The sequence below is a fragment of the Aeromonas sp. FDAARGOS 1404 genome, from assembly GCF_019047085.1.
GTDB classification, from domain to species: domain Bacteria; phylum Pseudomonadota; class Gammaproteobacteria; order Enterobacterales; family Aeromonadaceae; genus Aeromonas; species Aeromonas veronii.
This window is the reverse complement of sequence record NZ_CP077237.1, coordinates 2,083,029-2,109,601: the sequence shown is the minus strand read 5'-3', so window position 1 is coordinate 2,109,601 and position 26,573 is coordinate 2,083,029. Positions and strand designations below refer to the sequence as shown.

At 61.3% G+C, this 26,573-nt stretch carries 22 protein-coding genes; 13 read left to right on the top strand and 9 right to left on the bottom strand.

What is annotated here, in order from left to right; translation table 11 throughout:
• Nucleotides 1-91: 91 nt before the first annotated feature.
• Nucleotides 92-556 carry a thioesterase family protein gene (locus I6L34_RS09860; RefSeq protein WP_042054246.1) on the bottom strand — a complete coding sequence of 155 codons (465 nt, stop codon included), beginning with the start codon at nucleotides 554-556 and terminating at the stop codon, nucleotides 92-94.
• A 133-nt stretch (nucleotides 557-689) separates the two neighbouring features.
• Between I6L34_RS09860 and recQ the strand changes: the two genes are divergently transcribed.
• Nucleotides 690-2,525 carry an ATP-dependent DNA helicase RecQ gene (gene recQ, locus I6L34_RS09855; RefSeq protein WP_216956702.1) on the top strand — a complete coding sequence of 612 codons (1,836 nt, stop codon included), beginning with the start codon at nucleotides 690-692 and terminating at the stop codon, nucleotides 2,523-2,525.
• 67 nt (nucleotides 2,526-2,592) lie between these two features.
• On the opposite strand, the gene I6L34_RS09850 is transcribed toward recQ, so the two are convergent.
• Entirely contained in the window at nucleotides 2,593-2,895 is a 303-nt protein-coding gene (locus I6L34_RS09850; protein ID WP_005340687.1) for a cytochrome c, read from the bottom strand.
• Nucleotides 2,896-3,000: 105 nt separating this feature from the next.
• Between I6L34_RS09850 and I6L34_RS09845 the strand changes: the two genes are divergently transcribed.
• From I6L34_RS09845 to I6L34_RS09835, 3 genes are all read left to right on the top strand, one after another.
• Nucleotides 3,001-4,428, top strand: coding sequence for a YdiU family protein (locus tag I6L34_RS09845; protein ID WP_058058769.1), 1,428 nt, complete (start codon nucleotides 3,001-3,003; stop codon nucleotides 4,426-4,428).
• A gap of 10 nt (nucleotides 4,429-4,438) precedes the next feature.
• Complete coding sequence (locus tag I6L34_RS09840) at nucleotides 4,439-4,726, top strand: DUF3630 family protein (protein WP_058058770.1); 288 nt, start codon at nucleotides 4,439-4,441, stop codon at nucleotides 4,724-4,726.
• A gap of 159 nt (nucleotides 4,727-4,885) precedes the next feature.
• Entirely contained in the window at nucleotides 4,886-5,560 is a 675-nt protein-coding gene (locus I6L34_RS09835; protein ID WP_058058771.1) for a 7-cyano-7-deazaguanine/7-aminomethyl-7-deazaguanine transporter, read from the top strand.
• Nucleotides 5,561-5,830: 270 nt separating this feature from the next.
• Here I6L34_RS09835 and rraA read toward each other — a convergent pair whose 3' ends face one another.
• Nucleotides 5,831-6,316 (bottom strand): ribonuclease E activity regulator RraA, encoded by a 486-nt coding sequence (gene rraA, locus I6L34_RS09830; protein WP_005340678.1) that lies wholly within the window; start codon nucleotides 6,314-6,316, stop codon nucleotides 5,831-5,833.
• Nucleotides 6,317-6,462: 146 nt separating this feature from the next.
• On the opposite strand from rraA, the gene I6L34_RS09825 reads away from it, so the two are divergent.
• Both I6L34_RS09825 and I6L34_RS09820 read left to right on the top strand, forming a co-directional pair.
• Nucleotides 6,463-8,316: a methyl-accepting chemotaxis protein gene (locus I6L34_RS09825; protein ID WP_075116210.1), complete on the top strand. Its 1,854-nt coding sequence runs from the start codon at nucleotides 6,463-6,465 to the stop codon at nucleotides 8,314-8,316.
• Between the two features lie 122 nt (nucleotides 8,317-8,438).
• Nucleotides 8,439-9,089 carry a chromophore lyase CpcT/CpeT gene (locus I6L34_RS09820; protein WP_021230765.1) on the top strand — a complete coding sequence of 217 codons (651 nt, stop codon included), beginning with the start codon at nucleotides 8,439-8,441 and terminating at the stop codon, nucleotides 9,087-9,089.
• A 100-nt stretch (nucleotides 9,090-9,189) separates the two neighbouring features.
• On the opposite strand, the gene rpmE is transcribed toward I6L34_RS09820, so the two are convergent.
• Complete coding sequence (gene rpmE / locus I6L34_RS09815) at nucleotides 9,190-9,405, bottom strand: 50S ribosomal protein L31 (RefSeq protein WP_005340673.1); 216 nt, start codon at nucleotides 9,403-9,405, stop codon at nucleotides 9,190-9,192.
• A 147-nt stretch (nucleotides 9,406-9,552) separates the two neighbouring features.
• Here rpmE and priA point away from each other — a divergent pair, with 147 nt between their 5' ends.
• A complete protein-coding gene (priA, locus tag I6L34_RS09810) occupies nucleotides 9,553-11,760 on the top strand; it encodes a primosomal protein N' (RefSeq protein WP_216956700.1) in 2,208 nt (735 codons plus the stop codon).
• Between the two features lie 63 nt (nucleotides 11,761-11,823).
• Here the strand turns inward: priA and I6L34_RS09805 are convergent, their stop codons facing one another.
• Nucleotides 11,824-12,915: a hypothetical protein gene (locus I6L34_RS09805; RefSeq protein WP_216956697.1), complete on the bottom strand. Its 1,092-nt coding sequence runs from the start codon at nucleotides 12,913-12,915 to the stop codon at nucleotides 11,824-11,826.
• Nucleotides 12,916-13,082: 167 nt separating this feature from the next.
• Here I6L34_RS09805 and I6L34_RS09800 point away from each other — a divergent pair, with 167 nt between their 5' ends.
• From I6L34_RS09800 to dtd, 5 genes are all read left to right on the top strand, one after another.
• A complete protein-coding gene (locus I6L34_RS09800; protein WP_058056381.1) occupies nucleotides 13,083-14,516 on the top strand; it encodes a DUF2867 domain-containing protein in 1,434 nt (477 codons plus the stop codon).
• Between the two features lie 168 nt (nucleotides 14,517-14,684).
• Nucleotides 14,685-15,911 carry an aromatic amino acid transporter gene (locus I6L34_RS09795; RefSeq protein WP_058056380.1) on the top strand — a complete coding sequence of 409 codons (1,227 nt, stop codon included), beginning with the start codon at nucleotides 14,685-14,687 and terminating at the stop codon, nucleotides 15,909-15,911.
• A 255-nt stretch (nucleotides 15,912-16,166) separates the two neighbouring features.
• Nucleotides 16,167-17,408 (top strand): malic enzyme-like NAD(P)-binding protein, encoded by a 1,242-nt coding sequence (locus tag I6L34_RS09790; protein ID WP_216956695.1) that lies wholly within the window; start codon nucleotides 16,167-16,169, stop codon nucleotides 17,406-17,408.
• 176 nt (nucleotides 17,409-17,584) lie between these two features.
• Nucleotides 17,585-18,457, top strand: coding sequence for a virulence factor BrkB family protein (locus I6L34_RS09785; protein ID WP_005340664.1), 873 nt, complete (start codon nucleotides 17,585-17,587; stop codon nucleotides 18,455-18,457).
• Between the two features lie 83 nt (nucleotides 18,458-18,540).
• Nucleotides 18,541-18,978, top strand: coding sequence for a D-aminoacyl-tRNA deacylase (gene dtd / locus I6L34_RS09780; protein WP_058056378.1), 438 nt, complete (start codon nucleotides 18,541-18,543; stop codon nucleotides 18,976-18,978).
• On the opposite strand, the gene I6L34_RS09775 is transcribed toward dtd, so the two are convergent.
• The gene (locus tag I6L34_RS09775) at nucleotides 18,967-19,647 is read right to left on the bottom strand and encodes a spermidine synthase (protein ID WP_058056377.1); all 681 of its coding nucleotides are present in this window, start codon (nucleotides 19,645-19,647) and stop codon (nucleotides 18,967-18,969) included. The genes dtd and I6L34_RS09775 overlap by 12 nt on opposite strands.
• 51 nt (nucleotides 19,648-19,698) lie before the next feature.
• On the opposite strand from I6L34_RS09775, the gene I6L34_RS09770 reads away from it, so the two are divergent.
• Nucleotides 19,699-20,607: a bifunctional GNAT family N-acetyltransferase/hotdog fold thioesterase gene (locus I6L34_RS09770; protein WP_058056376.1), complete on the top strand. Its 909-nt coding sequence runs from the start codon at nucleotides 19,699-19,701 to the stop codon at nucleotides 20,605-20,607.
• 54 nt (nucleotides 20,608-20,661) lie between these two features.
• Here I6L34_RS09770 and I6L34_RS09765 read toward each other — a convergent pair whose 3' ends face one another.
• The 3 genes from I6L34_RS09765 to pssA form a co-directional block, all read right to left on the bottom strand.
• A complete protein-coding gene (locus tag I6L34_RS09765) occupies nucleotides 20,662-22,779 on the bottom strand; it encodes an AsmA family protein (protein WP_216956693.1) in 2,118 nt (705 codons plus the stop codon).
• A gap of 58 nt (nucleotides 22,780-22,837) precedes the next feature.
• On the bottom strand, nucleotides 22,838-24,907 hold the full coding sequence (gene recG / locus I6L34_RS09760; protein ID WP_216956691.1) for an ATP-dependent DNA helicase RecG: 2,070 nt from the start codon (nucleotides 24,905-24,907) through the stop codon (nucleotides 22,838-22,840).
• Between the two features lie 189 nt (nucleotides 24,908-25,096).
• Nucleotides 25,097-26,446: a CDP-diacylglycerol--serine O-phosphatidyltransferase gene (gene pssA, locus I6L34_RS09755; RefSeq protein WP_216956689.1), complete on the bottom strand. Its 1,350-nt coding sequence runs from the start codon at nucleotides 26,444-26,446 to the stop codon at nucleotides 25,097-25,099.
• Nucleotides 26,447-26,573 lie beyond the last annotated feature (127 nt).

Here is a 26,573-nt window from a genome sequence, read left to right as displayed (position 1 = left end):
CTCTCAGTATGGACCTTGTTCGGCCAGAGGGGGTAAGGAATCTAATGATTAAAAGTGGATTAGCCGCATGGTTTTTATGCACTAACTTGGTTCAACCCACCAGATAGGTGCCGGTGCCGAAGGCGATGTGGGTGCCCTCTTCGTTGTGCAGCTCCATCCGGGCGACGGCCACCTTGCTGCCAGCCCGGATGATGTGGGCGGTGGCGATAAACTCGTTGCCGCGCCCCGGGCGCAGGTAATCCACCCGCAGATCTATGGTGCCGAGGCGGGCGAAGCGCTCCTTGAGATAACTGGGGGAGAACTCCTCCAGCTCGTCGATGCAGGAAGCGGCGACGATCATGCCACCCGCTACATCCAGCAGCGTGGCGGTGACGCCGCCGTGCAGGATGTTGTGGAAGGGGTTGCCGATCAGCTTGTCGTCCATCTTGATGCGCAGCTCCACCTTGTCGAAGTCGTAGTGGGTCACCTGCATGCCGATCAGCTTGTTGAACGGCATCTTCTCGGCAAACAGGTTGGCAATGCCACTGAGCGCCATCTTCTTGAGCATCTGTTTCATTCTCTGATCCCAATCCTTGTCATCAAAGCCGAGTAAAAACTCCAGCCAGTCTGCAACAGTTCCTTAACAGTCGCAATGGCAGGTTTATTGTGGGCGGCGGCTGCTTTAGAATGGCGACCCCAAAGGAGAGCCCATGACCGCGATTGCCGAAACCCTGCCAGATCCTCAGCCAGAGAGTCCGCTTGCCCTGCTGCAGGCGGTCTTCGGCTATCAGCAGTTTCGGCCGGGTCAGCTCGAAATCATCGAGCAGATCGTCGCGGGGCGCGATGCACTGGTGCTCAAGCCCACTGGCGGCGGCAAGTCGCTCTGCTATCAGATCCCGGCACTGCTGCGGCCCGGGCTCGGGGTGGTGGTTTCTCCCCTTATTTCGCTGATGAAGGATCAGGTCGACAGCCTGCGCGCTAACGGTGTGGCGGCGGTCTACATCAACTCGGCCCTGAGCCGGGAGGAGATGATCCAGAACTTTGCCGCCATGCGCCGCGGCGAGATCAAGCTGGTCTATGTCTCCCCCGAGCGACTGTTGCAGCACGAGTTTATGGATCGGCTGGCCGAGCTGCCGCTCGGGCTGTTCGCCATCGATGAGGCGCACTGTGTCTCCCAGTGGGGCCACGATTTCCGGCCTGAGTATGCGGCGCTGGGGCGACTCAAGCAGTGGTTCCCGCAGGTGCCGGTGGTAGCACTGACCGCCACTGCCGACGAGGCGACCCGCAGCGATATGCTGCATCGGCTGGAACTCCACGATCCCTTTATTCACACTGCCAGCTTTGATCGCCCCAATATCCGCTACAGCCTGGTGGAGAAGTTCAAGGCGGCCGAGCAGCTGCTGCGTTACGTGCAGAGTCAGAAGGGCAACTGCGGCATCGTCTACTGCTCCAGTCGCAACCGAGTGGAGGAGGTGGCCGAGCGGTTATCCCGCCACGGCTGCAAGGCCGCGCCCTATCATGCGGGGCTGCCGCTCGAGCAGCGCCAGCAGACCCAGGATGCCTTCCTCAAGGACGACATCGAGATAGTGGTGGCGACGGTGGCGTTCGGTATGGGCATCGACAAGCCCAATGTGCGCTTCGTGGTGCACTACGACATCCCGAAGAACATCGAATCCTACTATCAGGAGACCGGCCGCGCCGGGCGCGATGGCACCCCCGCCGAGGCGCTGCTGCTCTACGATCCCGCCGATATCGGCCGAGTGCGCCGCCTGCTCGACAACATCGAGAATCCCCAGCAGCTGCAGGTGGAGCAGTACAAGCTCAACGTGATGGCCGCCTTCGCCGAGGCGCAGACCTGCCGCCGTCAGGTGCTGCTCAACTACTTCGGCGAGTACAACGACAAGCCGTGCGGCAACTGCGATATCTGTCTCGATCCGCCCAAGAGCTATGACGGCACTGAAGATGCCCAGAAGGCGCTCTCCTGCGTCTGGCGGGTGGGGCAGAATTTCGGGGTGGGCTATGTGGTGGAGGTGCTGCGTGGTTCCCTCAATCAGCGCATCAAGGATCACGGCCACGACAAGCTCTCGACTTACGGCATCGGCAAGGATCAGAGCCATGAATACTGGATGAGCGTGATCCGCCAGCTGATCCACAAGGGGCTGCTGACCCAGAACATCACCCGCAATCTGGTGCTGCAGCTGACCGAAGCAGCCCGCCCCGTGCTGCGTGGCGAGGTGAAGCTGGAGCTGGCGGTGCCCCGCTTGCAGCCCATCTCCAGCCGCAAGGAGAAGCGCAATGGCCTGCTCGACAATGCCAACTATGACAAGCGGTTGTTCAAGGAGTTGCGCGGCCTGCGCAAGCAGATTGCCGAGGATGAAGAGGTGCCGCCCTACGTGGTATTCAACGATGCGACCCTGGTGGAGATGGCTCAGCTGATGCCGATGACCGAAGACGAGATGCTGGCTATCAACGGTGTGGGTCACCGCAAGCTGGAACGCTTTGGCGAAGCCTTTATGGACCTGATCATCGACTACTGCCGTCGTTAGGGTCGATTAGGCTGCCTAATCGACCAGGGTAAGCGCGGCTCGGAAGAACCTGGGGCCAGACGCGAGGTTATTTCAGGCTGGCGTAGAAGGCTGCCAGATTGTCGATATCCGCATCGGTCAGCGGCGCCATGAAGGGGTCCATCAAGGGCTCTTTGCGAGTGCCATCCTTGAACGCTTTCAACTGTTTCACCAGATAGGCGGCATTCTGACCCGCCAGATGGGGATAGTTGGGGATCATCGCCTTGCCTTCCACGCCGTGACAGGCGGCACAGACCGCCGCCTTGGCTTTGCCGGCTTCAATATCGGCAGCCTTGGCCTGATGACCCCACGCCAGTGCCAGCAAGGGCAGGGCATATACCCATTTTTGCATCTTCTTCTCCTTGAATTGAAAAATGATGGTCGCCAGTTAGCGCAAGCATGGCTGACGGCAGTATAAAGAGTGACACGAGCATACGCAGGGACGAATGGTACAACCATGAAGTTGATCAACACTTTTGTGACCGAGTTGCCCTGGGCCTGTGAACCCGTAGCCCCTCAGCCGCTGCAGCAACCCCGGTTGCTTCATCTCAACCGGGCTTTGCTGGATGAGTTGGGGCTGGGAGGCGTCAGCGAGGCTGACTGGATCGCCTGTTGTGGCGAGGGAAAAGTGCTTCCAGGCATGCAGCCGGTAGCTCAGGTCTATGCGGGCCATCAGTTCGGGGGTTATAGCCCGCGGCTTGGTGATGGTCGCGCGCTGCTGCTGGGTGAGCAGCTGGCGCCGGATGGGCAGCGCTGGGATCTGCACCTGAAGGGGGCGGGTAAAACCCCGTTCTCCCGTTTTGGTGACGGCCGCGCCGTGCTGCGCTCCAGCATTCGAGAGTATCTCGCCTCCGAGGCGCTCCATGCTCTCGGCATCCCGACCACCCGTGCGCTGGTATTGGTGGGGAGTCAGGAGCCCGTTTATCGCGAGCAGGTGGAGACCGGGGCGACTGTGCTGCGCACCGCCCCCAGCCATCTGCGCTTCGGTCATATCGAGTATTTCGCCTGGAGCGGGCAGGGGGAGAAGATCCCGCCGCTCATCGACTATCTGCTGCGCCACCACTTCCCCGAACTGGAGAGTGGTGCCGAACTGTTTGCCGAGGTAGTGCGCCGCACCGCGCGGTTGATTGCCAAATGGCAGGCAGCGGGCTTCTGTCACGGGGTAATGAATACCGACAATATGTCGCTGCTCGGCTTGACGCTGGATTACGGGCCATACGGCTTTATCGATGCCTACGTGCCCGATTTTGTCTGCAACCACTCGGACCCTGCGGGCCGCTACGCGCTGGATCAGCAGCCCGCGGTCGGTTACTGGAATCTGCAAAAACTGGCGCAGGCGCTGGCTGGCCATGTAGACGGTGATGCGCTGGCTGCAGCGTTGGCCCAGTACGAGCAGCAGCTGATGCTGCACTACTCCGAGCTGATGCGGGCCAAGCTCGGACTGGCGGTGTGGGAGGAGGATGACCCGGCGCTGTTCCGCGAGCTGTTCCGGTTGCTGGCGGCTAACAAAGTGGATTACCACCTGTTCCTGCGCCGTCTCGGTGAGGTGACGCAAGAGGGGGCGTGGCCTGCGTCTCTGCTGGCCCTGTTGTCTGGACCAGGTGTTTGGCAGGCGTGGCTGGAGCGCTATCGGGCGCGGCTAATGCGCGAAGGCAGCGAGGATGTCGTGCGCAAGGCGCAGATGGATGCCATCAATCCCAAGTATGTGCTGCGCAATGCGCTGGCCCAGCAGGTGATAGACGCCGCCGACGCAGGGGATATGCAGCCGTTCGAGCGGCTGTTCGCCGCCTTGCAGCGCCCCTTTGATGAACAACCCGAATATGAGGATCTCGCCACCCCGACTCCGGCATGGTATTGCGGTGGTGAGCTCTCCTGCAGTAGCTGAGAGACAGGGAATGAGTTGGCAAATCAAACAGGTAGATAGCGAAGCTGGCGTGGTGACGCTGGATTGTCCGGCACTCGACTGGGACACTTTTCCGCTGTTGGCGCAGGCCTTGCTGCGAGAGTGGGAGCTGCAGCCGCTCGATCAGGATGCGGGGGCCGACCGCCATAGCTGGTTGCTGGAGTTTGAAGGGAGCCAGTTTCGGCTGGAGTACGAACACTACAGCGGCTGCTGGCTGGAGGCGGTGCGCCCGGCGGATCGGGAGGCACTGCTCTGGCTCGCCAGACAGCACAAGGTGTGACTATCGCCCACAAGGCCTGCTCTGCCGCTGGCCAACCTGGACAAGCGTAATCGCATAAAGATTGAACTATCGGTTTGGGGGCGTATAATCTCGCCCCTCGATTATCGCCAATGGTGGCGATATGGGTTCCCTAACCCCATTAACCAAAAAGGTCACAAGATGAATCTGACCCCTGCGCAGTACCACACGGCGCTCGTTCGCCTGTCGTTGTTCCACATCCTGATCATTGCCAGCAGCAACTATCTGGTGCAGCTGCCGATCACCGTGTTTGGCTTCCATACCACCTGGGGTGCGTTCAGTTTCCCGTTTATCTTCCTCGCCACTGACCTGACGGTGCGGATCTTCGGTGCCGGTCTGGCGCGCAAGATTATCCAGACCGTGATGCTGCCAGCACTGGCGGTCTCCTATGCGCTCTCCGTACTCTTCTTTGAAGGGAGCTTCCAGGGCGTTGGTCATCTGGCCGAGTTCAACCTGTTCGTAGCGCGTATCGCGCTGGCCAGCTTTATGGCCTATCTGGTAGGGCAGTTCATGGATGTGGTGGTGTTCAACCGGCTGCGTCTGCTCAAGCAGTGGTGGATTGCACCTGCGGCCTCCACCCTGTTCGGTAATCTGGTCGATACCATCGCTTTCTTCAGTGTGGCCTTCTGGCGCACCACAGATCCTTTCATGGCAGAGCACTGGGTCGAGATCGCAACCGTCGATTACGTATTCAAGTTGCTGATAAGCCTTGGTTTGTTCGTGCCGCTCTACGGTGTCTTGCTGCGTTACCTCAGCCGCAAGCTGGTGGGTGAGGCCGGATTATCCAGCCTGCAAACGGCCACCCGGCAAGCCTGACCAGATTGACCACCCTTCGCGGTGGTCAATTTTTTTGCACTTTCTGCAAATAGCACTTGCCTAGTTAAATGAGAATGATTATTGTTAACTTGTTTTCCGGGAAAGACTTCATTCGTTCCAACGTGATGGACTTCTTGTGAAGGCACGACATTGCTCACATTGCTTCCAGTTAAGGGCCAGTTTATCTGGCCCTCTTTTTTTGTCATTTTTCAGCAAGTTGCAGGCATAAAAAACGGGAGCCAAGGCTCCCGTCGTCACGCTGTCTGTGGCTTACTCGATATCGAGTGCCTCGGGGGAGAGGATCACCCCTGTGGTATCGGCGTAGAGGTGGTCATCAGGCAGGAAGGTAACGCCACCGAAGTTGACCGGCAGATCGGTCTCCCCTACATCCTTGCTGTCGGCACCGACCGGAATGGCTGCCAGTGCCTGAATGCCGATATCCAGATCTTCCAGAATATCGACTTCGCGGACGCAGCCGTAGCAGACAATCCCTTCCCAATCGTTCTCTGCTGCTGTTGTGGCGATGTCGCTGTCGATCAGAGCGCGGCGCATGGAGCCACCGCCATCGATCAGCAAGACGCGTCCCAGTCCGTTCTCTTTGACGAGTTCACGGATAAGACCATTCGATTCGAAGCATTTGACGGTGGTGATGACACCGCCGAAAGAGGCGCGGCCGCCGAAGGAGCAGAGCATGGGTTCAAGCACATCCACCATGTCCTGATAGATGTCGCACAGTTCAGAAGTATTGTATTCCATAGTGTCAAATCCACGGCTGGAAACAGGTGCAACCAGTATAAGGAGTGGGTGTGGCATTTCAATGAATATTCCTTGCACAGATCACCTGTCGCCGCTTTTCTGCATAAGCTCAATGCAGTTCACTGCCTGTTTGCGAGAGGTCCATCGTGCTTATCCGTCATAAGTTGATCCTGAATACCGTGCTGGTTGCCGTTGCCATGCTGGTACTGAGCGGCCTGTTTATCTACTCCAGCCAGGTGCACCGTCACCTGACCGAAGCTCAGCGCAATATCGACCAGCTGGAGATCGCCATGCTCAACCTGCGGCGGGCCGAGAAGGATTTTCTGATCCGCAAGGATATGACCTTCGTCGAGCGCTTCAATCAGGGGCTGTCAGATTTTCACCAGCACAATCGGGAGCTGGTGACCGATGACAATCTGGCGGCTGTCGAGGGGGAGCTGACCAGACTGGATCAGCAGATCAGCGGCTATGGCAAAGCCTTCAACGATCTGGTGGCCCAGCAGCAGAAGATTGGTCTGGGGCCGGAGGAGGGGCTCTATGGCAAGCTGAGGGCGGCGGTGCATGAGGTGGAGAATGGGCTCAAGCAGCTGGATCAGCAGGGGTTGCTCATCACCATGTTGCAGCTGAGACGGGCGGAGAAAGATTTCATGCTGCGTTCCGATATCCAGTATCTGGAGCGTTTCGAAACCTTGCACAAGAGTTTTCAGGATAGCCTTGCCACTTTGCCGGAGGCGGGTCGCGGCAAGCTGGAGCAGGCCAGCAAGCAGTACCGGCAGGATTTTGTGGCGCTGGTGCAGGGGATGCAGGTACTGGGGCTGAAAGAGGATGAAGGGCTGCGCAACCAGATGCGGGATCTGGTGCATCAGACCGAACAGGGGTTTGCCGCCGTCGATCAGCACATTGTCGCTGAGCTGGAGCGGCAGAGCGCTCGCCTCAACAGCCTGATGCTGGTCTGTGGCGGGGTGATTGTGGTGCTGATTGGCATCATGAGCGTGTTGCTGGGGCGCAGCATCGACCGTCCCATTACTCAGGTGAATGATACCGTCAACCGCATTCGTCAGGATAATGACCTGCGCCTGAAGATAGAGCTGCGCGGGGCAGATGAAATGGCCCAGCTGGCAGGTAATCTCGACGTGATGCTGGGCGGGTTTCGCGACCTGATCGGCGATGTGAAGCAGAGCGTGCACACCCTGACCGAAGCAGCGGATCACCTCTCGGCCAACGTCAAATGCACCAGTGAAGGGGCGGCGCGTCAGCTGCAGGAGACCGACATGGTGGCGACCGCTTCCACAGAGATGGGTTCCACCATCGAAGAGATCGCCCGTAACACCGAGCAGGCGGCCAATAATGCGCAGGCGACCAACAACAAGGCGATGGAGGGGCGGACTGCGGTCGAGAACACTGTCGAGCAGATCCGCTCGCTGGCGGACAATCTGGAGAGCTCATCCCGCGAGGTGAGCCAGCTGCAAAAAGAGAGCGAGACCATCGGCTCCGTGCTTGACGTGATCCGTGGTATTGCCGAGCAGACCAACCTGCTGGCCCTCAACGCGGCCATCGAAGCAGCCAGGGCAGGGGATCAGGGGCGCGGCTTTGCGGTAGTGGCCGATGAGGTGCGCAATCTGGCCATCCGTACCCAGAAATCGACCCAGGAGATCGCCGGCATCATCAGCTCGCTGCAGAAACAGACCGGCAGCATCGTCGAGGTGATGGCAACCTGCCGCGAGCAGGGCAACCGCAGCTCGGATCAGGCCAGTACAGCAGGGGAGTTGCTGGGACAGATCACTCAGGATGTTACCAACATCATGGACATGAGCACCCAGATTGCCGCCGCCATCGAACAGCAGAGTCTGGTGGCCAACGAGGTGAACCGCAACGTCAACAACATCCGCGACATCGCCCAGGAGTCGAGCATCATGGCGGAGGAAAATGCGAGATCCAGCGAGGGCCTCAACGAGCAGGCCCAGCTGCTCAACAAGGCGGTGGCAAAATATCGGGTTTAGTGAGCGGACTGGCATCCTTATGAGGTTTTTGCACCAGAGTGGCAATGATTTGATCGTAATGGCTGTTATTGGGGAAATTCGCTCATATAATCGCCGCCACTATGATGATTCGGAAGGATTCGATGGCAAAGTTGCTGGTGGCCGTATTCGGGCTGCTCTGTTCCTGTCTGGTGTTGGCAGGATCGGCGCCTCAGGCTACCCCACTCAAGCCCGGTATGGAGCCGCTGCTCAGCTGGTTCAACGGGGCCTTTACGAGCCGGGAGCAGGCCAGTTACGACAGCCGCTTTACCAGTGCCGAGCTTCGCCTGATGGAGATCTGGCCCGGCTATCAGGGCTATCGCTGGGTCTATGCCGAGCAGTATCTGAGCATGCGCTCCGTCCGTCCTTTCCGCCAGCGCATCTATCGCTTCTCACCTGCCCCTGACGGGCGGATCCTGATGGCCGAACTGACCATGCCCCGTGCCACCGATTTTGCCGGTGCCTGGCATGATCCCGCCCTGCTCGACAGTCTGACCCCGCAGCAGCTCTCCTTGCGCCACGGATGCGAGATCTGGTTGACCCGTACCCCCTCCGGCGAATATGCCGGTCACACCCGGGTGGGCCACTGCTCCACCGATTTTGGCGGTGCCACGACGCTGGTGCAGCATATCTGGATTGGCCCCGATAGCGTCAGATTGCTGGATCGCGCCTATGATAACGCAGGGAGTCCGCGCTGGGGCAGCCCGGGTGAGGGGTATGTCTATTTGCGTCGTTCCAAGGGGTTTGGCCAGTAGGGGAGAGTGCGTCTGGCTGCGGGAACATGAAGGATGAAAAACAGGGATCGTAAAAAAGGCGCCCGATGGGCGCCTTTTTCAGAATTCTTCAGAAGTAAAATTACTTCTTGGTGGTCATCGCACCGAAACGCTTGTTGAACTTGTCTACGCGGCCGCCGCTAGAAACTTCTTTTTGCTTGCCGGTGTAGAACGGGTGGCACTCGGAGCACACGTCCAGGTTCAGATCTTTACCGATGGTAGAGAAAGTGTTGATGACGTTACCGCAAGAGCACTTGGCGGTGATGGCTACGTAGTCAGGATGGATACCAGCTTTCATGGACAACCTCAATTAATAGGCCGTGTCGCCATCCGATCTCTTGTCGGACACCACACGATTGTTGAACACAGTTTCAAAGGCTGCGAATAATATAGGAAATGCCTGAGATCAGGCAAGTGGCTTCGCAGAAAAAATAGGCAACCCCTGGTGAATTCTTCCCAAACGCTGGATCTGGTTCGTGTCGCTGTCCCGGTACCGTTACGCCGTCACTTCGACTATCTCTCTCCCCTGCCGTTACCTGCCCCCGGTTGCCGGGTCGAGATCCCTTTCGGTCCCCAGACCCTGGTCGGGCTGGTGGTGGATCATCCGGTTGACAGCCAGGTGCCCCGCAACAAGCTCAAATCCATCAAGCGAGTACTCGATGCGACGCCGGTGCTGGGGCCGGATATTCTGGCGCTGATGAACTGGAGCGCCAGCTACTACCAGCATCCGCTGGGGGAAGTGTTGCCTCACGCCCTGCCGGTGCTGGTGCGCAAGGGGGAGCCAGCCGCCTATCGCGAGCTGGAGTTCTGGTTTGCTACCGAGGCTGGCATGGCCATCGACCTCAACGAGCTCAAGCGGGCGGCCAAGCAGCAGCAAGCGCTCGCCTTGCTGCGCAAGGGGCCGCAGACCCCCTCCGCCCTCAAACAGGAGGAGATCCAGAGCGCCGCTCTCACCGCGCTGGAGAAGAAGGGGCTACTGGAGAAACGTTTGCTGGAGCCGAGCCACGACGGCGATTGGGCTGCCCGCTTCGAGCCTGGGGAGGGGCTGCGCCTCAACGGCGAGCAGGCATTGGCCGTCTCTGCCGTTACCAGCCAGAGCGACAAGTTCGGCGCCTTCCTGCTGGACGGCATCACGGGCTCCGGCAAAACCGAGGTGTATTTAAGCATCCTCGAGCCCCTGCTCAAGGCGGGCAAGCAGGCGCTGGTGATGGTGCCGGAGATCGGTCTTACCCCGCAGACCATCAACCGCTTCCGGCGCCGCTTCAACGTGCCTGTGGTGGCGATGAACTCCGCCATGAACGATCGGGAACGGCTCGACGCCTGGCTGGCCTGCCGCGACGGCGGCGCCGCCATCCTGATCGGTACCCGCTCCGCGGTGTTCACCCCGTTTCACAACCTCGGCATCATCATCATCGACGAGGAGCACGACGGCTCTTTCAAGCAGCAGGACGGTTTTCGCTACCACGCGCGGGATCTGGCGGTGATGCGGGCTCATCGTGCCGGTATCCCCATCCTGCTTGGCTCTGCTACCCCGTCGCTGGAGACGCTGCACAACGCCCGCACCGGTAAGTATCACCATCTCACCCTGACTCGCCGTGCCGGTAACGCCCAGACCGCCCGTCAGGTGATCCTGGATATCAAGAGCGTGCGGCTGCAGGCCGGGCTCTCCCCCCAGTTGGAGCAGCTGATGGCGGAGCATCTGGCGGCGGGCAATCAGGTGATGCTGTTTCTCAACCGCCGTGGCTATGCCCCGGCTCTGATCTGCCACCAGTGCGGCTGGAGCGCCGCTTGCGAGCGTTGCGATGCCTGGTACACCTGGCATCAGGCCGGACGACGGCTGCACTGTCACCACTGTGACAGCGTGCGCCCGCTGCCCCACCACTGCCCCGAATGTGGCAGCAACGAACTGATCGGATCGGGAGTGGGCACCGAGCAGTTGGAGCAGCTGCTCACCACGGTGTTTCCGCAATATCCGGTGGTGCGCATCGATCGGGACAATACCCGCCGCAAGGGGGAGCTGGAGACCCATCTCGGCGACATCAAGGCGGGCAAGTACAAGATCCTGATCGGCACCCAGATGCTGGCCAAGGGCCACCACTTTCCGGACGTGACGCTAGTGGGTCTGCTGGATGTGGATGGCGCCCTGTTCAGCGCCGATTTTCGCGCTGCCGAGAAACTGGCCCAGCTCTACACCCAGGTGGCGGGTCGTGCCGGGCGCGCCAGCAAACCCGGGTTGGTAGTGCTGCAGAGCCACCATCCGGAACATGCCCTGCTGCAGGATCTGACCCAGAACGGTTACGGCCACTTCGCCGATACGGCGCTGAAAGAGCGCCGCTTGCTGGGGCTGCCGCCCTTCAGCTATCAGGGGCTGTTTAGGGCCGAGGCCAACGGCCGCGACGAGGTGCAGCTGTTCCTCGCCCGCCTCGCCGATACCCTGCGCAGCGCCCGCTATCCCCACGTTCAGGTGCTGGGGCCCATCAGTGGCTTTATGGAGCGCAAGGCGGGCAAGTTTCGCATGCAGTTGCTGGTGCAGGGGCCGAATCGAGCGCCACTGGCCCAACTGTTGGATTGGGCGGTGAAGGAGCTGGAAGGCTGGCCTGAGACCAAAAGGGTGCGCTGGAGTCTGGATATCGACCCCACCGAGCTGAGTTGATGGTGCCGGAGCCGGTCGCTGGCAGTTATCGTCAGCGACCGATGGGTGATTTCATTTCAAGGCTCAGACCCGCAGATCGATCTGCTGCACCCAGCCTCCTTTACCCTGTTCGGTGAGATAGAGGCTGGATTGGCGCAGCACCCCCTGATTGCCGCTCTCCCCCAGATGGTTGAAGGGGGTGTCGAGGGGGCGTAGCAGGATGGCGCCGATCCCCAGTTCGACCAGCGCGATAGGGGCGTGCTCGGGATGCCAGAACTGCAGGGCTGAAAACTGGCTATCCCCCTCATCCAGCACCCCGTTGCCATCCTCATCCAGGGTGGCCAACTCGCCGAAGCCATTGCCGGAGCGTGCACCAAACAGCTCGCCACCATCGTCTATGGTGCCGTTGCCATTGCGATCCAGCGCCACAAAGCCGCTGCCTTCACTCAAGCCCGGCAGGCTGTCCTCCTTGCCATCCTGATCGATGTCGAAATTGACCCGAGCCTCGGTCAGATCGGCGATCTTGCCATCCAGACTGAGCACCAGCGGGTCTTTCAGGGCATTGAGGGTGGTGCGCCGCTGGCTCACCTCCAGCTGGCGCCAGTCGAGCACAAAGCCGAGATCGAGCTGAATAGTCTGACCATCCCGAGTCGCTACGCTGGTCGATGCCACCACGTTGAGCTGCTCCTGTTGCAGCAGGCTGTCGGTTACTTCCACCAGTTGATCCGGCTCGGCGGCTTGAGCCGCGGCGTCTCCTTGGGTCACTCCATCGCCCCCCTCTTCGGAGGGTTTGATCGGCTTGGGCAGCTCGATTTCGTGGCCCAGCATCGCCTCAATCATCAGCTTGATCAGTCGCTGGCGGTTATCCAGCCCATCATCGGGAATACCATCCTGCTCTTTGCCGACGTCCGCTGCGGGCGGGGCGGGAGGTGTTGCTGCTTGCTGGCTGGCGGCCGATTGCCTCGCGGTTTGCAGCATCAGGGCGCTGGTGAGAGTCAGGGTGCTGCTGCGTTCGCCGGCCGCGGCCGTGTTGTTGCCCTGCGGTGGATTGACGGCGGGTGGCACTGGCCCGAGGTTGCGCACCTTGCGGCTCTGGGCCTGTTGTTGCCGGTATTGCACCTCTCCCTGGAGGTCGTAGTGATCGATGCGCATACGTTCGCCCTCGGCGCTATACATCTGGTCAGTTATCGACCAGTGAATAAGCAGGGCTTAACACCAAATCGGACTAATCAGAGCGGTGGTTAGTACTAGGTTGCAAGGTGGTGGCGTGGCAGGATGATGGGCATGCGGGTGCTAGCCCGTTTGCCCAAGTGCAGGGCGCAACATGTGAAGAGGAAGAGAGGATGAGAAATTGTCTGGTGATGGGAGCGGCAGGATATATCGGTTCCTATCTGGTGCCCCACCTGCAAACCCTTGGCTACAGGGTGATTGCCGGGGCGCGCCGTCCCTGCCGCTTGCCTGAGGGGGTCGAGTTTCGCCTCGCCGACAGCCTCAAGCCGATCACCTTGCTGCCTGCGCTGGCGGGCATAGATACCGTCTTCTATCTGGTACATGCCATGGGGGCGGGGGCCGATTTTCACCGGTTGGAGCAGCAGGGGGTAAAGAACTTCGCTGCCGCCGCTCGTGCCGCCGGGGTGCGTCGCATCATCTATCTCGGGGCAATCCAGCCCGAGCAGTGCAACAGCCGCCATCTCAACTCCCGCCGCCACTGTGGCGAGCTGTTTCGCGAATCCGGCGTACCGACGGTGGAGCTGCGCGCCGGCATCATCATCGGGCCCGGTTCGGCGGCGTTCGAGGTGATGCGGGATCTGGTGTTCAACCTGCCGATGATGGTGACGCCCAAATGGGTGCGCTCGCGCACGCCGCCGATTGCGCTGTCCAACCTGCTTCACTATCTGGGCGGGCTGGTGGAGGCCGACGAGGTGGATGGCCGCATCTTCAATGCGGTCGGCCCCGAGCTGCTCAGCTACCAACAGCAGTTGCAGAAGTTCGCCGCTCATATCGGCAAGCGCTGCCCCATCATTCCCATCCCGTTTCTGAGTCCGCGCCTCTCCGCCTGGTGGCTGCAGTTTGTCACCTCTGTGCCGCAGCCGGTGGCCAAGGCGCTGGTGGGGGGTCTCAAGCACGATATTCCGGCCGATGACGGCCCGCTACGTGCCCTGCTGCCCCAGACCCTGCTCAGCTTCGACGAAGCGCTGGCGGAGAGTCTGGCGCTGGAGCAGAAGCTGGGTGCCGAACAGCAGGGGCAGGAGACCCCCCTCGGCCTGCGCTGGCGCCATCCCGAATATGGTTTCTACGATCGCATCGCCAGCGGCGAGGCCATCTGTCTCGCCTCCCCCGAGGTGGTGTGGCATGTGTTGCAGCAGCTGGGGGGAGAGCAGCGTTACTTCTACATGAACGAGCTGTGGGTGGTGCGCGAATGGATGGATCATCTGATCGGCGGCCCGGCCCGCACCCGTGGCCGCACCAATCCGGATCGTTTCGTGAAGGGGGATATGCTCGACTCCTGGCAGATCCTCGGGGTGGATGAGGGGCGCAGGCTCGATCTCTTGTTCAACATGAAGGCCCCGGGCGTCGGGCGGCTGGAGTTCAACATCCTGCCGGAGGAGTCCGGGTTGACCCGCGTCCGGGTCACCGCTCACTGGCACCCGCAGGGCGCCTGGGGGCTGGCCTACTGGCTCGCCATGCTGCCGTTCCACCTCTTTATCTTTCAGGGGATGACCGAGGCCATCGCCCGTCAGGCCGAAGCGAGGGCAGGTATCCCGGTGATGGATTAACCATCTTCACATCATTCCCGCTGATAGAGTGCCCCGTTCGGGGCACTTTTTATGCGGCGGCCATGCCCGGTTATGACAGATAGTGGTAGGCGTCTCATGGCAAAGGCTGGCATCATGCCGCGTTCTTGTTTACCGCGGATAGATAATCAGTCAGAAAAAGAAGGGATTATGAAGAAAAAACCGTCAATTTTGGGGGGCGCCTGCATCATTGCCAGCGTCTGCGTGGGAGCTGGCATGCTCGGTCTGCCGAGTTCGGGGGCGGGGGCCTGGACCCTCTGGTCGGTGCTGGCGCTGACCGTCACCATGGTGATGATGACCCTCTCCGGCTGGATGCTGCTGGAATCCTTCCAGCACCACGACATGCGGGTCTCCTTCAATACCGTGACTCGCGAGCTGCTGGGGGAGAAGCTCAATCTCCTCAACAACCTCTCGGTCTACTTTGTTGGCGGCATTCTGCTCTACGCCTATATCACCTCCTCTGGTGCCATCCTGCAGGGCATTCTGGGGATCGACAGCAAGCTTGCATCCGTGCTGTTTGTGGCGCTCTTCTCTGCGGTGGTGTGGCACTCGACCCGCGCCGTTGACCGTATTTCGGTGGTGCTGATCGCCTTTATGATCCTCAGCTTCGCTCTCGGTGTGGCGGGTCTGCTCGGCAGTATCAAGCTGCCGACCCTGCTCGATCTGGCGGGCAGCGAGAGTCGCTACGCCCCCTATGCCATGGCGATGCTGCCGGTGGCGCTCACCTCGTTTGGTTATCACCACTCTGTTGCCTCCCTGCGTGCCTACTACCAGAACGAGCAGCAGGCCAGATGGGCCATTCTGGGGGGAACCCTGATCGCGCTGGCGCTCTACGTGCTCTGGCTGCTGGGGATCTTCGGCAACCTGCCCCGTCAGGATTTTGCTCCCGTGATTGCCAAGGGAGGAGACGTGAGTGTGCTGCTCTCCGCGCTTTCAGGGGTGATCGAATCGGAGAAGGTGGCCAGCGCCATCAACGCCTTCTCCATGGCGGCGATCCTCTCCTCCTTTATCGGGGTGGGGCTCGGGGTGTTCGACTATCTGGCTGATCTGTTCAAGTTCGACAACAGCCGCGCCGGTCGCAGCAAGACCTGGGCGGTCACCTTCTTGCCGCCGCTGCTGCTCTCCCTGCTCTTCCCGTTCGGCTTCCTGCTGGCCATCGGCTATGCCGGTGCCGCCGCCACCATCTGGACCTGCATCATCCCGGCACTGCTGGTATTGCGCACCCGGGCGCGGGCCGAGCGGGGCGAGGTGACTCCCCACTTCGTCACCCCCGGCGGCAAGCTGATGGCCTGGCTGCTGATCCTGTTCGGATTGGCGACCGCGCTGTTCCACTTCCTGTCGATGGCAAATCTGTTGCCGGTCTATCTGGGCAACTGAGTCAGGTCTACAGCACTGACAGAAAGGGCGGCAAGGCCAACTTGCCGCCATTTTTTGCTCCATTTTTACCCCATGCAGCAGAATCTATAACTAAAGTGGTAGTCTTGGGTGGGGTAAGGCGCTGAAATAACTGGTCTGATCTGGCTGGCAGTAGCATGATCTGCTGGGCATGCCCACCGCTTTCTTTTATGATCCCCGCCCTTCTGCGTGCCCCCTGTCGGCACCTCATTTGCACCAACCACATCGGGGTCCCCCATGTCCGATCTGCGTCAAGAAGCACTCGATTACCACGCCCAGCCCGTACCGGGCAAAATTGCCATCGCCCTGACCAAACCCGCCGAAACCGCCCGCGACCTGGCGCTGGCCTACAGCCCGGGTGTTGCCGAGCCGGTGCGCGAGATCGCTGCCAACCCGGCCGATGCCTATCGCTATACCGGCAAGGGCAATCTGGTGGCCGTCATCTCCAACGGCACCGCCATTCTGGGGCTGGGTAATCTGGGGCCGATGGCCTCCAAGCCAGTGATGGAGGGCAAGGCCCTGCTGTTCAAGCGCTTTGCCGGCATCGACGCCATCGACATCGAGGTGAAGCACGAGACCAGCCAGCAGTTCATCGACACGGTGGCGGCTATCGCCGATACCTTCGGTGGCATCAATCTGGAAGATATCAAGGCGCCGGAGTGTTTCGAGATTGAAGAGGCGCTGATCGCGCGCTGCGACATTCCGGTGTTCCACGATGACCAGCACGGCACCGCCATCGTCACCGCCGCCGGCCTGCTCAACGCGCTGGAAGTGCAAGGCAAGCAGATCAGTGACAGCCGCATCGTCTGCATGGGGGCGGGGGCTGCCGCCACCGCCTGCATGGATCTGCTGATCAAGTGTGGCGCCAGAGCGCACAACATCTTCATGCTGGATCGTCAGGGTGTTATCCACACCGGCCGCAGCGATCTCAACAAGTACAAGCAGCGTTTCGCCAACGAGACTCCGCTGCGCACCCTGATGGATGTCATCGAAGGGGCGGATGTGTTTGTCGGTGTTTCAGGCCCCGATGTGTTGCCCGCCGAAGCGGTCGCCCTGATGGCGCCCAACCCTGTGATCTTCGCCTGCTCCAACCCGGACCCGGAGATCAAGCCTGCGCTGGCCCACGCCGTACGCAGCGACCTCATCATGGGTACCGGTCGCTCCGACTACCCGAACCAGATCAACAACGTGCTCTGTTTCCCCTTCATTTTCCGCGGTGCGCTTGATGCCCGCGCAAGCCGCATCAACGATGCCATGAAGATTGCTGCGGTCGAGGCGATCCGTGCGCTGGCCAAGGAGCCGGTGCCGGCCGAGGTGCTGACCGCCGCCGAGGTCAGCGAGCTCGCCTTCGGCAAGGATTACGTCATTCCCAAGCCGATGGATGCCCGTCTGCTGCCGCGGGTTGCCCGCGCCGTGGCGCTGGCAGCGGTTGCCTCCGGCGTCGCCCGCATCGAGCTGCCCGCGGACTACATGCTGTAATCCGGCGTTGCAAACGGCCCCATAGCGGGGCCGTTTTTATTTCTGTTTCTGACGACAGCCAGAGACGCCAGCCGGGTGACAGGTTGGGGCAGATGGAGGCAAATTGGGTTCAAAGGTGGTCAAACAGCGCTCTCCTCTGACACAATATTGCCACTATGACGCTAACGAGAATCAAGATGCAGCAGCCTGTCAGCGGCCGTTTGGCCCACGCCCTCTCCTTCTTGCGCCATGATGGTCGCCACTTTGCCCAGTTTGTCTGGGGTCGTTTCCAGCAGGATAGATTGACGGTTACCGCCGGTTATCTGGCCTATGTCACCCTGCTTTCACTGGTGCCGATGATCGCCGTGGTCTTTGGCATGATGTCCGCCTTCCCGGTGTTCCAGAGCCTCAAGCAGGCGATGGAGCAGTTCGTCTACCACAACTTCGTGCCGACCGCGGGCGACATGCTCAAGGAGTACATCGACGGTTTCGTCGCCAATGCCACCAACACCACGGCAGTGGGGATTGGGGCGCTGGTGGTGGTGGCGCTGATGCTGATCTCTGCCATCGACAAGAACCTCAACTACATCTGGCGCTCGACCCAGGGCCGCCCGCTGGCGCAGGCCTTCGCCATGTACTGGATGATCCTCACCCTGGGGCCCGTGCTTATCGGGGCCAGTATCGCCATCTCCTCTTACATCTTCTCGCTGCGGCTGTTTGGCGCCGAGAGCCTGTTCGGTATCGGTTATCTGCTGTTGCGCGGCTTGCCGTTCCTCTTCTCGGTACTCACCTTCCTGCTGGTCTATACCGTGGTGCCGAACTGCAAGGTGCGGCTGATCCACGCCTTTATCGGTGCGCTGGTAGCGGCGACCCTGTTCGAGCTGGCCAAGCGCGGCTTTGCCATCTACATCACCAACTTCCCCTCCTATCAGGCCATCTATGGCGCGTTGGCCACCATCCCGATCCTGTTTGTCTGGGTCTATCTCAGCTGGCTGGTGGTGCTGCTGGGGGCTGAAACCACGGCCTGCCTCGGTGAGTACGAGAAGCCGGCCAGTGAAGAGCTGGGCTAAGCCATCGCCTTGGCCACCGGTTTATTGGTAGCATCGACGACCGCCCCTGCAAGGCGGTCGTTCTGTTTTGAGAGGAGAGGGATGTGATTGCATTGATTCAGCGGGTCAGCGAGGCCAGCGTGACCGTCAAGGGGGAGGTGACCGGCGCCATCGGTCAGGGGCTGCTGGTACTGCTCGGGGTGGAGCAGGGGGATGACGAAGCCAAGGCCGACAAGATGCTGCACAAGGTGAGCGGCTATCGGGTCTTCAGTGACGAGAATGGCAAGATGAACCTGAATGTCAGCCAGATCGGCGGCAGCCTGCTGGTGGTCTCCCAGTTTACCCTGGCGGCCGACACCAAGAGCGGGATGCGCCCCAGCTTCTCCTGCGGAGCTCACCCGAGCGAGGCCGAGCGCCTCTATGACTACTTCGTGGCCAAGGCTGCTGCCAGCGGCATCCCGACCGCAACCGGGCGTTTTGCCGCCGACATGAAGGTGGCGCTGGTCAACGACGGCCCGGTGACCTTCTGGCTACAGGTCTGAGGATGCCTGATCCCGCGGTATGACGTGGACGATCACGTTGATGAGCCCCGCGACCGGGTAGGGGGTAGCCGGGCCAATCCACTGCTCGATCAGTGTCAGGGCGTGGGTTAGCTCAAGCGCGGTGCGTGGCAGCAGGTTGATGACCAGACTGCCGTTCAGCCGGGGGGCCAGCGCCCGGTAGAGCCGCTCCTGAAACAGCAGCAGCGGGTTGCCATCGTGACTGAAGAGATCGAGCAGGATGAGGTCGTACTGCTGCTCGCTTTGCTCCAGAAAGGCGAGGGCATCGGCCTGATGGAGTGCCGGAGCAGCGTGTTCATCGCTCTCCTGATGCTGGAAAAACTGCTGATAAACTGTCAGCACCTCTTCGTCGAGGTCGACGCACTCGTGGCGAGCATCTGGCCAGCGTTGGCAGAGATGGCGGGTGAGATCGCCGCCACCCAGACCTAGTTCTAGGATCCTGGTGGCCTGCTCCGGCAGCAGGCAGGCGATGACCCGTTGATGGGGCAGACAGAGGGCGGCGGGGTTGGCGAGCGACATGGCGGATTGCACCACGCCGTCTATCTCCAGCCAGCGGTGCTGGTCATTTTCCTGTACCGTGAGGCGGCGCTGGGGTTTGACGCTGAGGTGCAACAAGTGATCGGCTTGGTACGCTTGCAGATTGAAGTCCATGAATTTGCACGGCAAGATGGTTTCCGACCAGTGTAACTCAAGGATGAAACTATGTACCGGGTAGTCACCCCTCAGACAGTCGCCGAGCTGGATGCCTACTACCAGTTGCGCTGGGAACTTCTGCGTAAGCCCTTCAATCTGCCCGTCGGTTCCGAGCGGGACGAATACGACACGGTCGCCATTCACCGGTTGATGCTGGCACCCGATGGAACTCCCATCGCGGTAGGCCGCCTCTTTATCGGCGGCGACGAGGCACAGATCCGCTTTATGGCGCTGCGGCCCGAATATCGCGGCCAGGGGCTGGGTGCCCAAATGGTGGAAGATCTCGAGCAGTTGGCCCGCAGCGAGAAGGTGAAACGGCTGGTGATGAACGCCCGTCAGGAGGCGGTGGAGTTCTATCGCAAGTGCGGCTTTCTCGAAGTGGGGGGCGGCCCCGTCTCCTTCGGCCGCATTCCCCATCGCCAGATGATCAAATCCCTGAGCCCGTTGCAGACTATCCAGTACCGGCCGGAGTGGTGTCAGGATCTCACCACCCGCTGGTCGCGCGGGGTACCCATCAGCGAGAAGATGGGGATGCACATCAGCCACTACGACGGCCAGACCTTCCATCTCAAGGCCAATCTGGCGGCCAACTTCAACGTGCATGGCAGCATGTTCGCTGGCAGTGTCTACAGCCAGTGCGTGCTGGCGGGCTGGGGGCTGATCTGGCTGCAGCTTAAAGAGGAGGGGCTGGTGGGCGAGCCGGTGCTGGCCGAGAGCACCATCAAATATCATGGCCCGGTCGATGAAGAGCCCGAGGCGCGAGTGGCCCGCGAGGGGATGCCCGCCGTGCTGCAGCCGCTCAAACGGGGGGAGCCTGCCACCTTCAGCCTCAAGATCCAGCTGTTCAGCGGCGGCAAGCTGGCGGCGGAGTTTTGCGGTCACTATGTGGTGCAGCCGCCCCGCCGCCCGGGCCAGTAACCGCGTCGTTTCCCCATCAAACAACAAGGCCTCATCATGAGGCCTTGTCTGTTTTTACCCTTGCTGGCTGTCGCTTGTCTGCCCGGCTTGGGTCTGCACTTGGGCCTGGTTTTGGGCTTTCGTTGCGGGAGCCGGTCGCCAGAGCGGGGCGCTGTTGCCTTGCGGCGGATAGCGTACTCCCACTTCCCAGCCGCAGGCGTCCTGCTTCTGCGGGAAGCTCCAGGCCAATGTGGGTTCCGTCAGCGGCCCGCGCCACTGGCCGAGCAGCTCGGCGCAGCGGTTGCCATTGAGGATCCCCAGATCGAGCTGCCACTGTTCGTTGACCAGATCGATCCCCCCTTGCAGCGCCAGCAGATGAGTGATGGTGGAGGCGCCAGCCTGCTCGACTTGTAGTTGCCCCTTGTCGATCTTGCCCTGCACCCTGATGCGGTAGAAGGGGGTGTCACCCTCCTGCATCGCCTGCCACAGCTGATCCGGCGTCAGGGTGGGCGGGGTCGTCCCTTTGAACCACTTATCCAGCAGCGGATCTATCTTCACCTTGTCCCAGAACGGCTCGTCGGCATCGAGGGCAAAGCTGCCTTGCAGGGTCTGGCGCCACTCGCCCGCCGTTTTGCCGTGTTCGGCTTGCAGGTCGGCGCTCACGTCCGCCTTGCCGGCAAAGGAGACCGGGGAGTGGAGTATCTTGCCCCACTGCTGCAGATCGAGCTTGGTTGCCTGCAACTGCAGGCGGCTGCTCTGGCCCGGCTCGCGGCCCCACTGGCCACTCAGGCTGAGAGTGCCCTCATCCGGCAGCGAGCTGGTGAGTTTGCCCAGTTGCCAGGAGCTGGGGGTCAGCTCCCCATCCAGCTCGCCGTTGCGGGCGCTGAGGCCATCCCACACCAGCTCGAACCACTTGCTCTCGATACGGGCACGGCCGAGCAGCGGGCCTGGCTGGTTATCGCGCAGGGCGAGATCGCTCAGATAGAGCTGCCAGCCGGTCAGCGACAGGGGCAGGGTATCGTCGAAGGAGAGCACCTTGAGCTTGTCGAACGCCAGCTTGCGGATATCGACCTGCTGCGGGCGCCAGCTCTGCCAATCCTGCCACCAACCCTGCGGCAGGCTGATATCCATGCCGCTTAGCGCTACGTCTTTCAGGGTTAGCTTCTGCTGCTGGCTATCGAGGGAGAGCTCGACATTGAACTCCCCTTCATAGGCCTTGCCCTGCAGTTCGCCGTCGATCTGCTGGGGTGAGAAGGCGAGCTTGCCCTTGATCTCCTCCAGCTGGAACAGGCCACGGCCCATGTCCCCCAGGGTGCCGCTCAGATAGCCGGTGGGCTGGTTGCCCGCCTGCCAGTTGAAGGCGGTGAGCTGGCCGCTGAAGTTGTTGAAGGAGAGCTCCTGATTGATGTCGTTGAGGCTGACGCCGTCCAACTGACCGCGATCCAGCGACACGCTTTGCAACGGGAAGCGCTGCGGGAAGCCTTGTTGTGTCAGATCCCCCAGCTCCACCCGCATGCCGCGCGCCTTGAGATCGTGCAGTTGCAGAGTACGGGTGGGCCAGTCCAGCACCATGCCGGTCTCCAGCAGACCATCGAACAGGTTGGTCACCAGCTTGTCGGTGCGCAGCACTTCCCCCTCCAGCCGTCCTTGCAGGTTGAGACGGGCGAAGGTGAACTGCGGAGTCTCCAGCTGGCCGATATTGAGGCTCAGGTTGGCCTGTGGCTGCCGTTTCGGATCGATCAGCTCCCAGTCGCTCAGGGTGGCGTTGAGGCCGCGCAGGGTCAGCCCGTCGTTCTCAAGGCTCAGCCTGTCTATGGTGCTGTCACCGATGGAGAGGGAGTGCACCGGCAGGTTGGGCAGCTGGTTGGGCAGCGGCAGCTTGATGGCGGGGCGAATGAGGTCGAGATGGGCGATCCGCACATCGCGGTTCAGCCAGTCGATGCTCTCGATCTCCAGATAGATCTTGTCGAGGGAGACTGCATCGCCGTAGCGCACCTGCTCCGCCAGCAGGGTGTAGGGGTGGAGCGGGTTGAATACCAGTCGTCCTATGGTGACCGGTACGCCGGTCTGCTGGCTGATCCAGCTGGCGATGGGGCCTTTGGCGCGCTCGGCGTCGAACAGGCCGAGGGCAACCCAGACAAAGAGCAGCAGGAAGGCAAAGGTGTAGAGCAGGCCGCGTAGCCAGGAATTCATAAGTGCTTTCCTCCTGTATTGGTTGAGTGATCAGGCGTTGGCAGCGTGATTCCGCAGGTCAGGCATTGGAATAGTGATCCCGCAAGCCAAGCCAGCGCCGTATCAAGGGTTCGACATGACTCGGATGCCTATCCATAAGGAAGCGCGCCATCTTCTGTACCTGCGGAATAAGCGGTTGATCCCGCACCAGATCGGCGATCTTGAGATCGGCCAGACCGGTCTGGCGGGTGCCGAGCAGTTCCCCCGGGCCGCGCAGTTCCAGATCGCGCTGGGCGATGAGGAAGCCGTCGTTGGTCTCACGCAGCACCCCGAGCCGGCTCTGGGCCGTTTTGGACAAGGGGGCATGATAGAGCAGCACGCAGTGCGAGGCTACCGCCCCGCGTCCGACCCGACCGCGCAGCTGGTGCAACTGCGCCAGCCCGAGCCGTTCCGGGTTCTCGATGATCATCAGGCTGGCGTTGGGCACATCCACCCCCACCTCGATGACGGTGGTGGCGACCAGCAGTTGCAGTATGCCTGCCTTGAACTCCTCCATCACCCGCTGTTTCTCGACCGGCCGCATCCGGCCGTGTACCAGCCCGATATGCAGGCCGGGCAGCAGGTTTTGCAGCTCGGCGGCGGTATCCTCGGCAGCCTGACATTCCAGCACCTCCGACTCCTCGATCAGGGTGCAGACCCAGTAGGCCTGCTTGCCCTCGGTGCAGGCGAGTTTGACCCGCTCGATCACATCGCCGCGACGGCTGTCGGGCAGCGCTACCGTGGTGATGGGGGTTCGGCCCGGCGGCAGTTCGTCGATGACCGAGGTGTCGAGGTCGGCATAGGCGGTCATCGCCAGGGTGCGGGGGATCGGGGTGGCGGTCATGATGAGCTGATGGGGATGTACCCCCTCCCGTTCCCCTTTCTCGCGCAGGGCGAGGCGCTGATGCACCCCGAATCTGTGCTGTTCATCGATGATGACCAGCGCCAGACGCTGGAACACCACCTGCTCCTGAAAGATGGCGTGGGTGCCCACCACCATCTTGACGCTGCCATCGGCGATGGCGGCCAGCGCCTCCTCCCGCGCCTTGCCTTTCTGCTTGCCCGCCAGCCAGCCGACTCCGATGCCGAGCGGCTCCAGCCATTTGGCGAAGTTGATGGCGTGCTGTTCCGCCAGCAGCTCGGTCGGCGCCATCAAGCCCACCTGACAGCCGTTGCCGATGGCCTGTAGGGCGGCCAGCGCTGCGACCAGGGTCTTGCCGGAGCCTACGTCACCCTGCACCAGCCGCATCATGGGGTGACTCTGTTGCAGATCCTTGCTTATCTCGGCCACCACCCGGCTCTGGGCGCCGGTGGGCTTGAACGGCAGGGCGCCGAGCAGCTGTTCAACCAGCTCGGGAGCCGGTTTGAGGGCGCGGGCCAGCTGGGTTTGTGCCTGAGCACGCACCTTCAAGACCGAGAGGTTGTGAGCCAGCAGCTCCTCCAGCACCAGTCGCTGCTGGGCCGGATGTTGGCCGCTTTCCAGCAACGGCAGCGCCACCGAGGGGGGCGGACGGTGCAGCAGCTTCAGAGCGGCGGCCAACTCAATCTGGTGGGGATAGAGGCCGGCGGGCAGCAGCTCCTCCACGCCATAGAGGTCGAGCTGGGCCAGCGCCTGATCGGTGAGGTTGCGCAGGGTGAGCTGGCGCAGTCCTTCAGTGGTCGGGTAGACGGGGGTGAGCGCCTCTTCGGTCTGGCCGGCCTGCTCCTCGCCGAGCAGCTTGTACTCGGGGTGGGCCATCTCCAGCCCGTATTTGCCGGGGCGCACCTCGCCAAAGCAGCGCATCAGCCGGCCTGTCGCCAGACTGTTCTTCTGGGCGGCGGTGAAGTTGAAGAAGCGCAGGGTGAGGGTGCCGGTGCCGTCGCTGATACGGCAGACCAGCATGCGACGGCGCCCCATCACCAGCTGAGTGTCCTGGATCTCCCCCTCGACGGCGCCGTGCAGGCCGGGCGGCAGATCGCCGATGGGCCACACCTGGGTGCGGTCCTCGTAGCGCAGGGGGAGATGGAACAGCAGGTCCTGTACCGTGGCCAGTCCCAGCCGCTCGAGCTTCTCCTGCATCTTGCTGCCGACACCCTTGAGGCTATCGAGAGGAATTTTATCCAATTTCATCAATTAGATGCCCGAAAACACTGTAAATATGTCCAGATGATAGGGGTTGTTGAGGGGACGATGCAAGCCGAGTTGCTGCTGGCTGGGTCGCCAAAGCGGGGGAGATGGCGGATATAACAAAGGCCTGCCGAAAACGGGAGGCCTTGGTCTGATTGCCGTTGGGCTGGGTGGGCGCTGCGCGCCCCGGGGTCAGATGATCCGCTTGAGCAGCAGATGAGCCTTGACCCGGTGGATCCGTCCCAGCAGCTTGCGCACCTGTTCCGGGTAGTCGTGGATCTGCTCTACCTGATCGAAGTGGCTGATCCGCTTGGTGTTGGCCAGAATGTTCTCCCGCTCGGCAGTGAACTGGGGACGCAGGTGGTGGCGACGATCGTGCACCAGCAGGCCGTTCTCCAGATCCAGCGCCCAGGCGCGCGGGTTGAGGTTGTTGCCGGTGAGCAGGGCCCACTCGTCATCCACGAAGATCCCCTTGAGATGGTAGGAGTTGCGCTCGCAACACCAGAGCATCAGGTTGAGACGACCATCATCGATGTGATGCTGGTTGCGTTCGGCAAACTTGCGCAGGTTGGTCTCGTAGAGATAGGGCAGGCCGCCGATGGTGGAGAACTTCTCCTCCGGCGGGATGAAGAAGTCGTTGGCGGTCTTGTCGCCCACCACGATCGTTACCTTGCAGCCGCGCTGCAGCAGATCCTCGATATCCTTGCTCAACTCCTTGGGCGGGTTGAAGTAAGGGGTACAGATGAAGATCTCCCGCTCGGTGGAGCGCACCAGATTGCGGATCATCTGGTTGAGCTGGTTGTTGCGTTTGCCCAGACCCGCCATCGGGGTGATGGCCACCTCCTGGGTGTTGACCGGCATGGTGGCGAAGCGGTACTGCCCCTGACGCAGACTCAGCTTGAAGCGGCGGATCGGTCCCTTCAGCTGTTTGGCGCTGGGCACGTCGCTGCAATCCAGCCGCTGCACGGCGTCGCTCTTCACGAACAGGTCATCCACGTAGTTGACCATGCTGCGGGCCAGCTCCGGACTGATGATCTGGTGATAGCGGTCGAAACGGTAGCGATCCTGCTGGTGCAGGTAGATGTCGTTGAGGCTGGCACCGGAGTAGAGCACCGCATCATCGAAGATGAAGCCCTTGAGGTGCAGCACGCCGAGCAGCTCACGCCCCTTCACCGGTACGCCGTAGATTTCGATCTTGTGCTCGTAGCGGGCAGCCATCTCCTGATACATCAGGTGGTTGCCACCCTGCTTGCCCTTGCCGATCAGGCCGCGCTGGGCACGGTGGAAGTCGACGAACACCTTGACGTCGAGAGCCGGGTTGCGCTGCTTGGCCTCGTAGAGGGCGGTGAGGATCTCGCGACCCGCGTCGTCATCCTGCAGATAGAGCGCGACCAGATAGATGCGCCGGGTGGCACTGGCAATGAGTGCAAGAATGCGGCGCTTGAAATCCTTGGCGCTGTAGAGCACTTCAAACTGGTCTGCCGCGACGGCGATCTGGGGCAGGCGTGTCAGCAGTTGTCGATAATGGGCCGATGAATGCATAGAGAGACCTGAAATCACGGGGTTAAGCGTTCCACTCGGAGCGATGAATAGGCGATTCTAGCAATCTCGCCCTCTCAGCCAAAGAAAGAATCGTCAGAAAGATGAAAAAGGCCTCACAAGTGAGGCC

Excerpts from the sequence above, each read along its gene's own strand:
- I6L34_RS09850 (WP_005340687.1), bottom strand. The coding sequence starts at position 2,895 with ATGCAAAAATGGGTATATGCCCTGCCCTTGCTGGCACTGGCGTGGGGT.
- I6L34_RS09795 (WP_058056380.1), top strand. The coding sequence starts at position 14,685 with ATGAAGAAAAAACCGTCAATTTTGGGGGGCGCCTGCATCATTGCCAGC.
- I6L34_RS09820 (WP_021230765.1), top strand. The coding sequence starts at position 8,439 with ATGGCAAAGTTGCTGGTGGCCGTATTCGGGCTGCTCTGTTCCTGTCTG.
- I6L34_RS09805 (WP_216956697.1), bottom strand. The coding sequence starts at position 12,915 with ATGTATAGCGCCGAGGGCGAACGTATGCGCATCGATCACTACGACCTC.
- I6L34_RS09860 (WP_042054246.1), bottom strand. The coding sequence starts at position 556 with ATGAAACAGATGCTCAAGAAGATGGCGCTCAGTGGCATTGCCAACCTG.
- rraA (WP_005340678.1), bottom strand. The coding sequence starts at position 6,316 with ATGGAATACAATACTTCTGAACTGTGCGACATCTATCAGGACATGGTG.
- recG (WP_216956691.1), bottom strand. The coding sequence starts at position 24,907 with ATGAAATTGGATAAAATTCCTCTCGATAGCCTCAAGGGTGTCGGCAGC.
- I6L34_RS09835 (WP_058058771.1), top strand. The coding sequence starts at position 4,886 with ATGAATCTGACCCCTGCGCAGTACCACACGGCGCTCGTTCGCCTGTCG.
- I6L34_RS09770 (WP_058056376.1), top strand. The coding sequence starts at position 19,699 with ATGTACCGGGTAGTCACCCCTCAGACAGTCGCCGAGCTGGATGCCTAC.
- I6L34_RS09800 (WP_058056381.1), top strand. The coding sequence starts at position 13,083 with ATGAGAAATTGTCTGGTGATGGGAGCGGCAGGATATATCGGTTCCTAT.
- recQ (WP_216956702.1), top strand. The coding sequence starts at position 690 with ATGACCGCGATTGCCGAAACCCTGCCAGATCCTCAGCCAGAGAGTCCG.
- I6L34_RS09775 (WP_058056377.1), bottom strand. The coding sequence starts at position 19,647 with ATGGACTTCAATCTGCAAGCGTACCAAGCCGATCACTTGTTGCACCTC.
- rpmE (WP_005340673.1), bottom strand. The coding sequence starts at position 9,405 with ATGAAAGCTGGTATCCATCCTGACTACGTAGCCATCACCGCCAAGTGC.
- I6L34_RS09790 (WP_216956695.1), top strand. The coding sequence starts at position 16,167 with ATGTCCGATCTGCGTCAAGAAGCACTCGATTACCACGCCCAGCCCGTA.
- I6L34_RS09840 (WP_058058770.1), top strand. The coding sequence starts at position 4,439 with ATGAGTTGGCAAATCAAACAGGTAGATAGCGAAGCTGGCGTGGTGACG.
- pssA (WP_216956689.1), bottom strand. The coding sequence starts at position 26,446 with ATGCATTCATCGGCCCATTATCGACAACTGCTGACACGCCTGCCCCAG.
- I6L34_RS09785 (WP_005340664.1), top strand. The coding sequence starts at position 17,585 with ATGCAGCAGCCTGTCAGCGGCCGTTTGGCCCACGCCCTCTCCTTCTTG.
- I6L34_RS09845 (WP_058058769.1), top strand. The coding sequence starts at position 3,001 with ATGAAGTTGATCAACACTTTTGTGACCGAGTTGCCCTGGGCCTGTGAA.
- I6L34_RS09765 (WP_216956693.1), bottom strand. The coding sequence starts at position 22,779 with ATGAATTCCTGGCTACGCGGCCTGCTCTACACCTTTGCCTTCCTGCTG.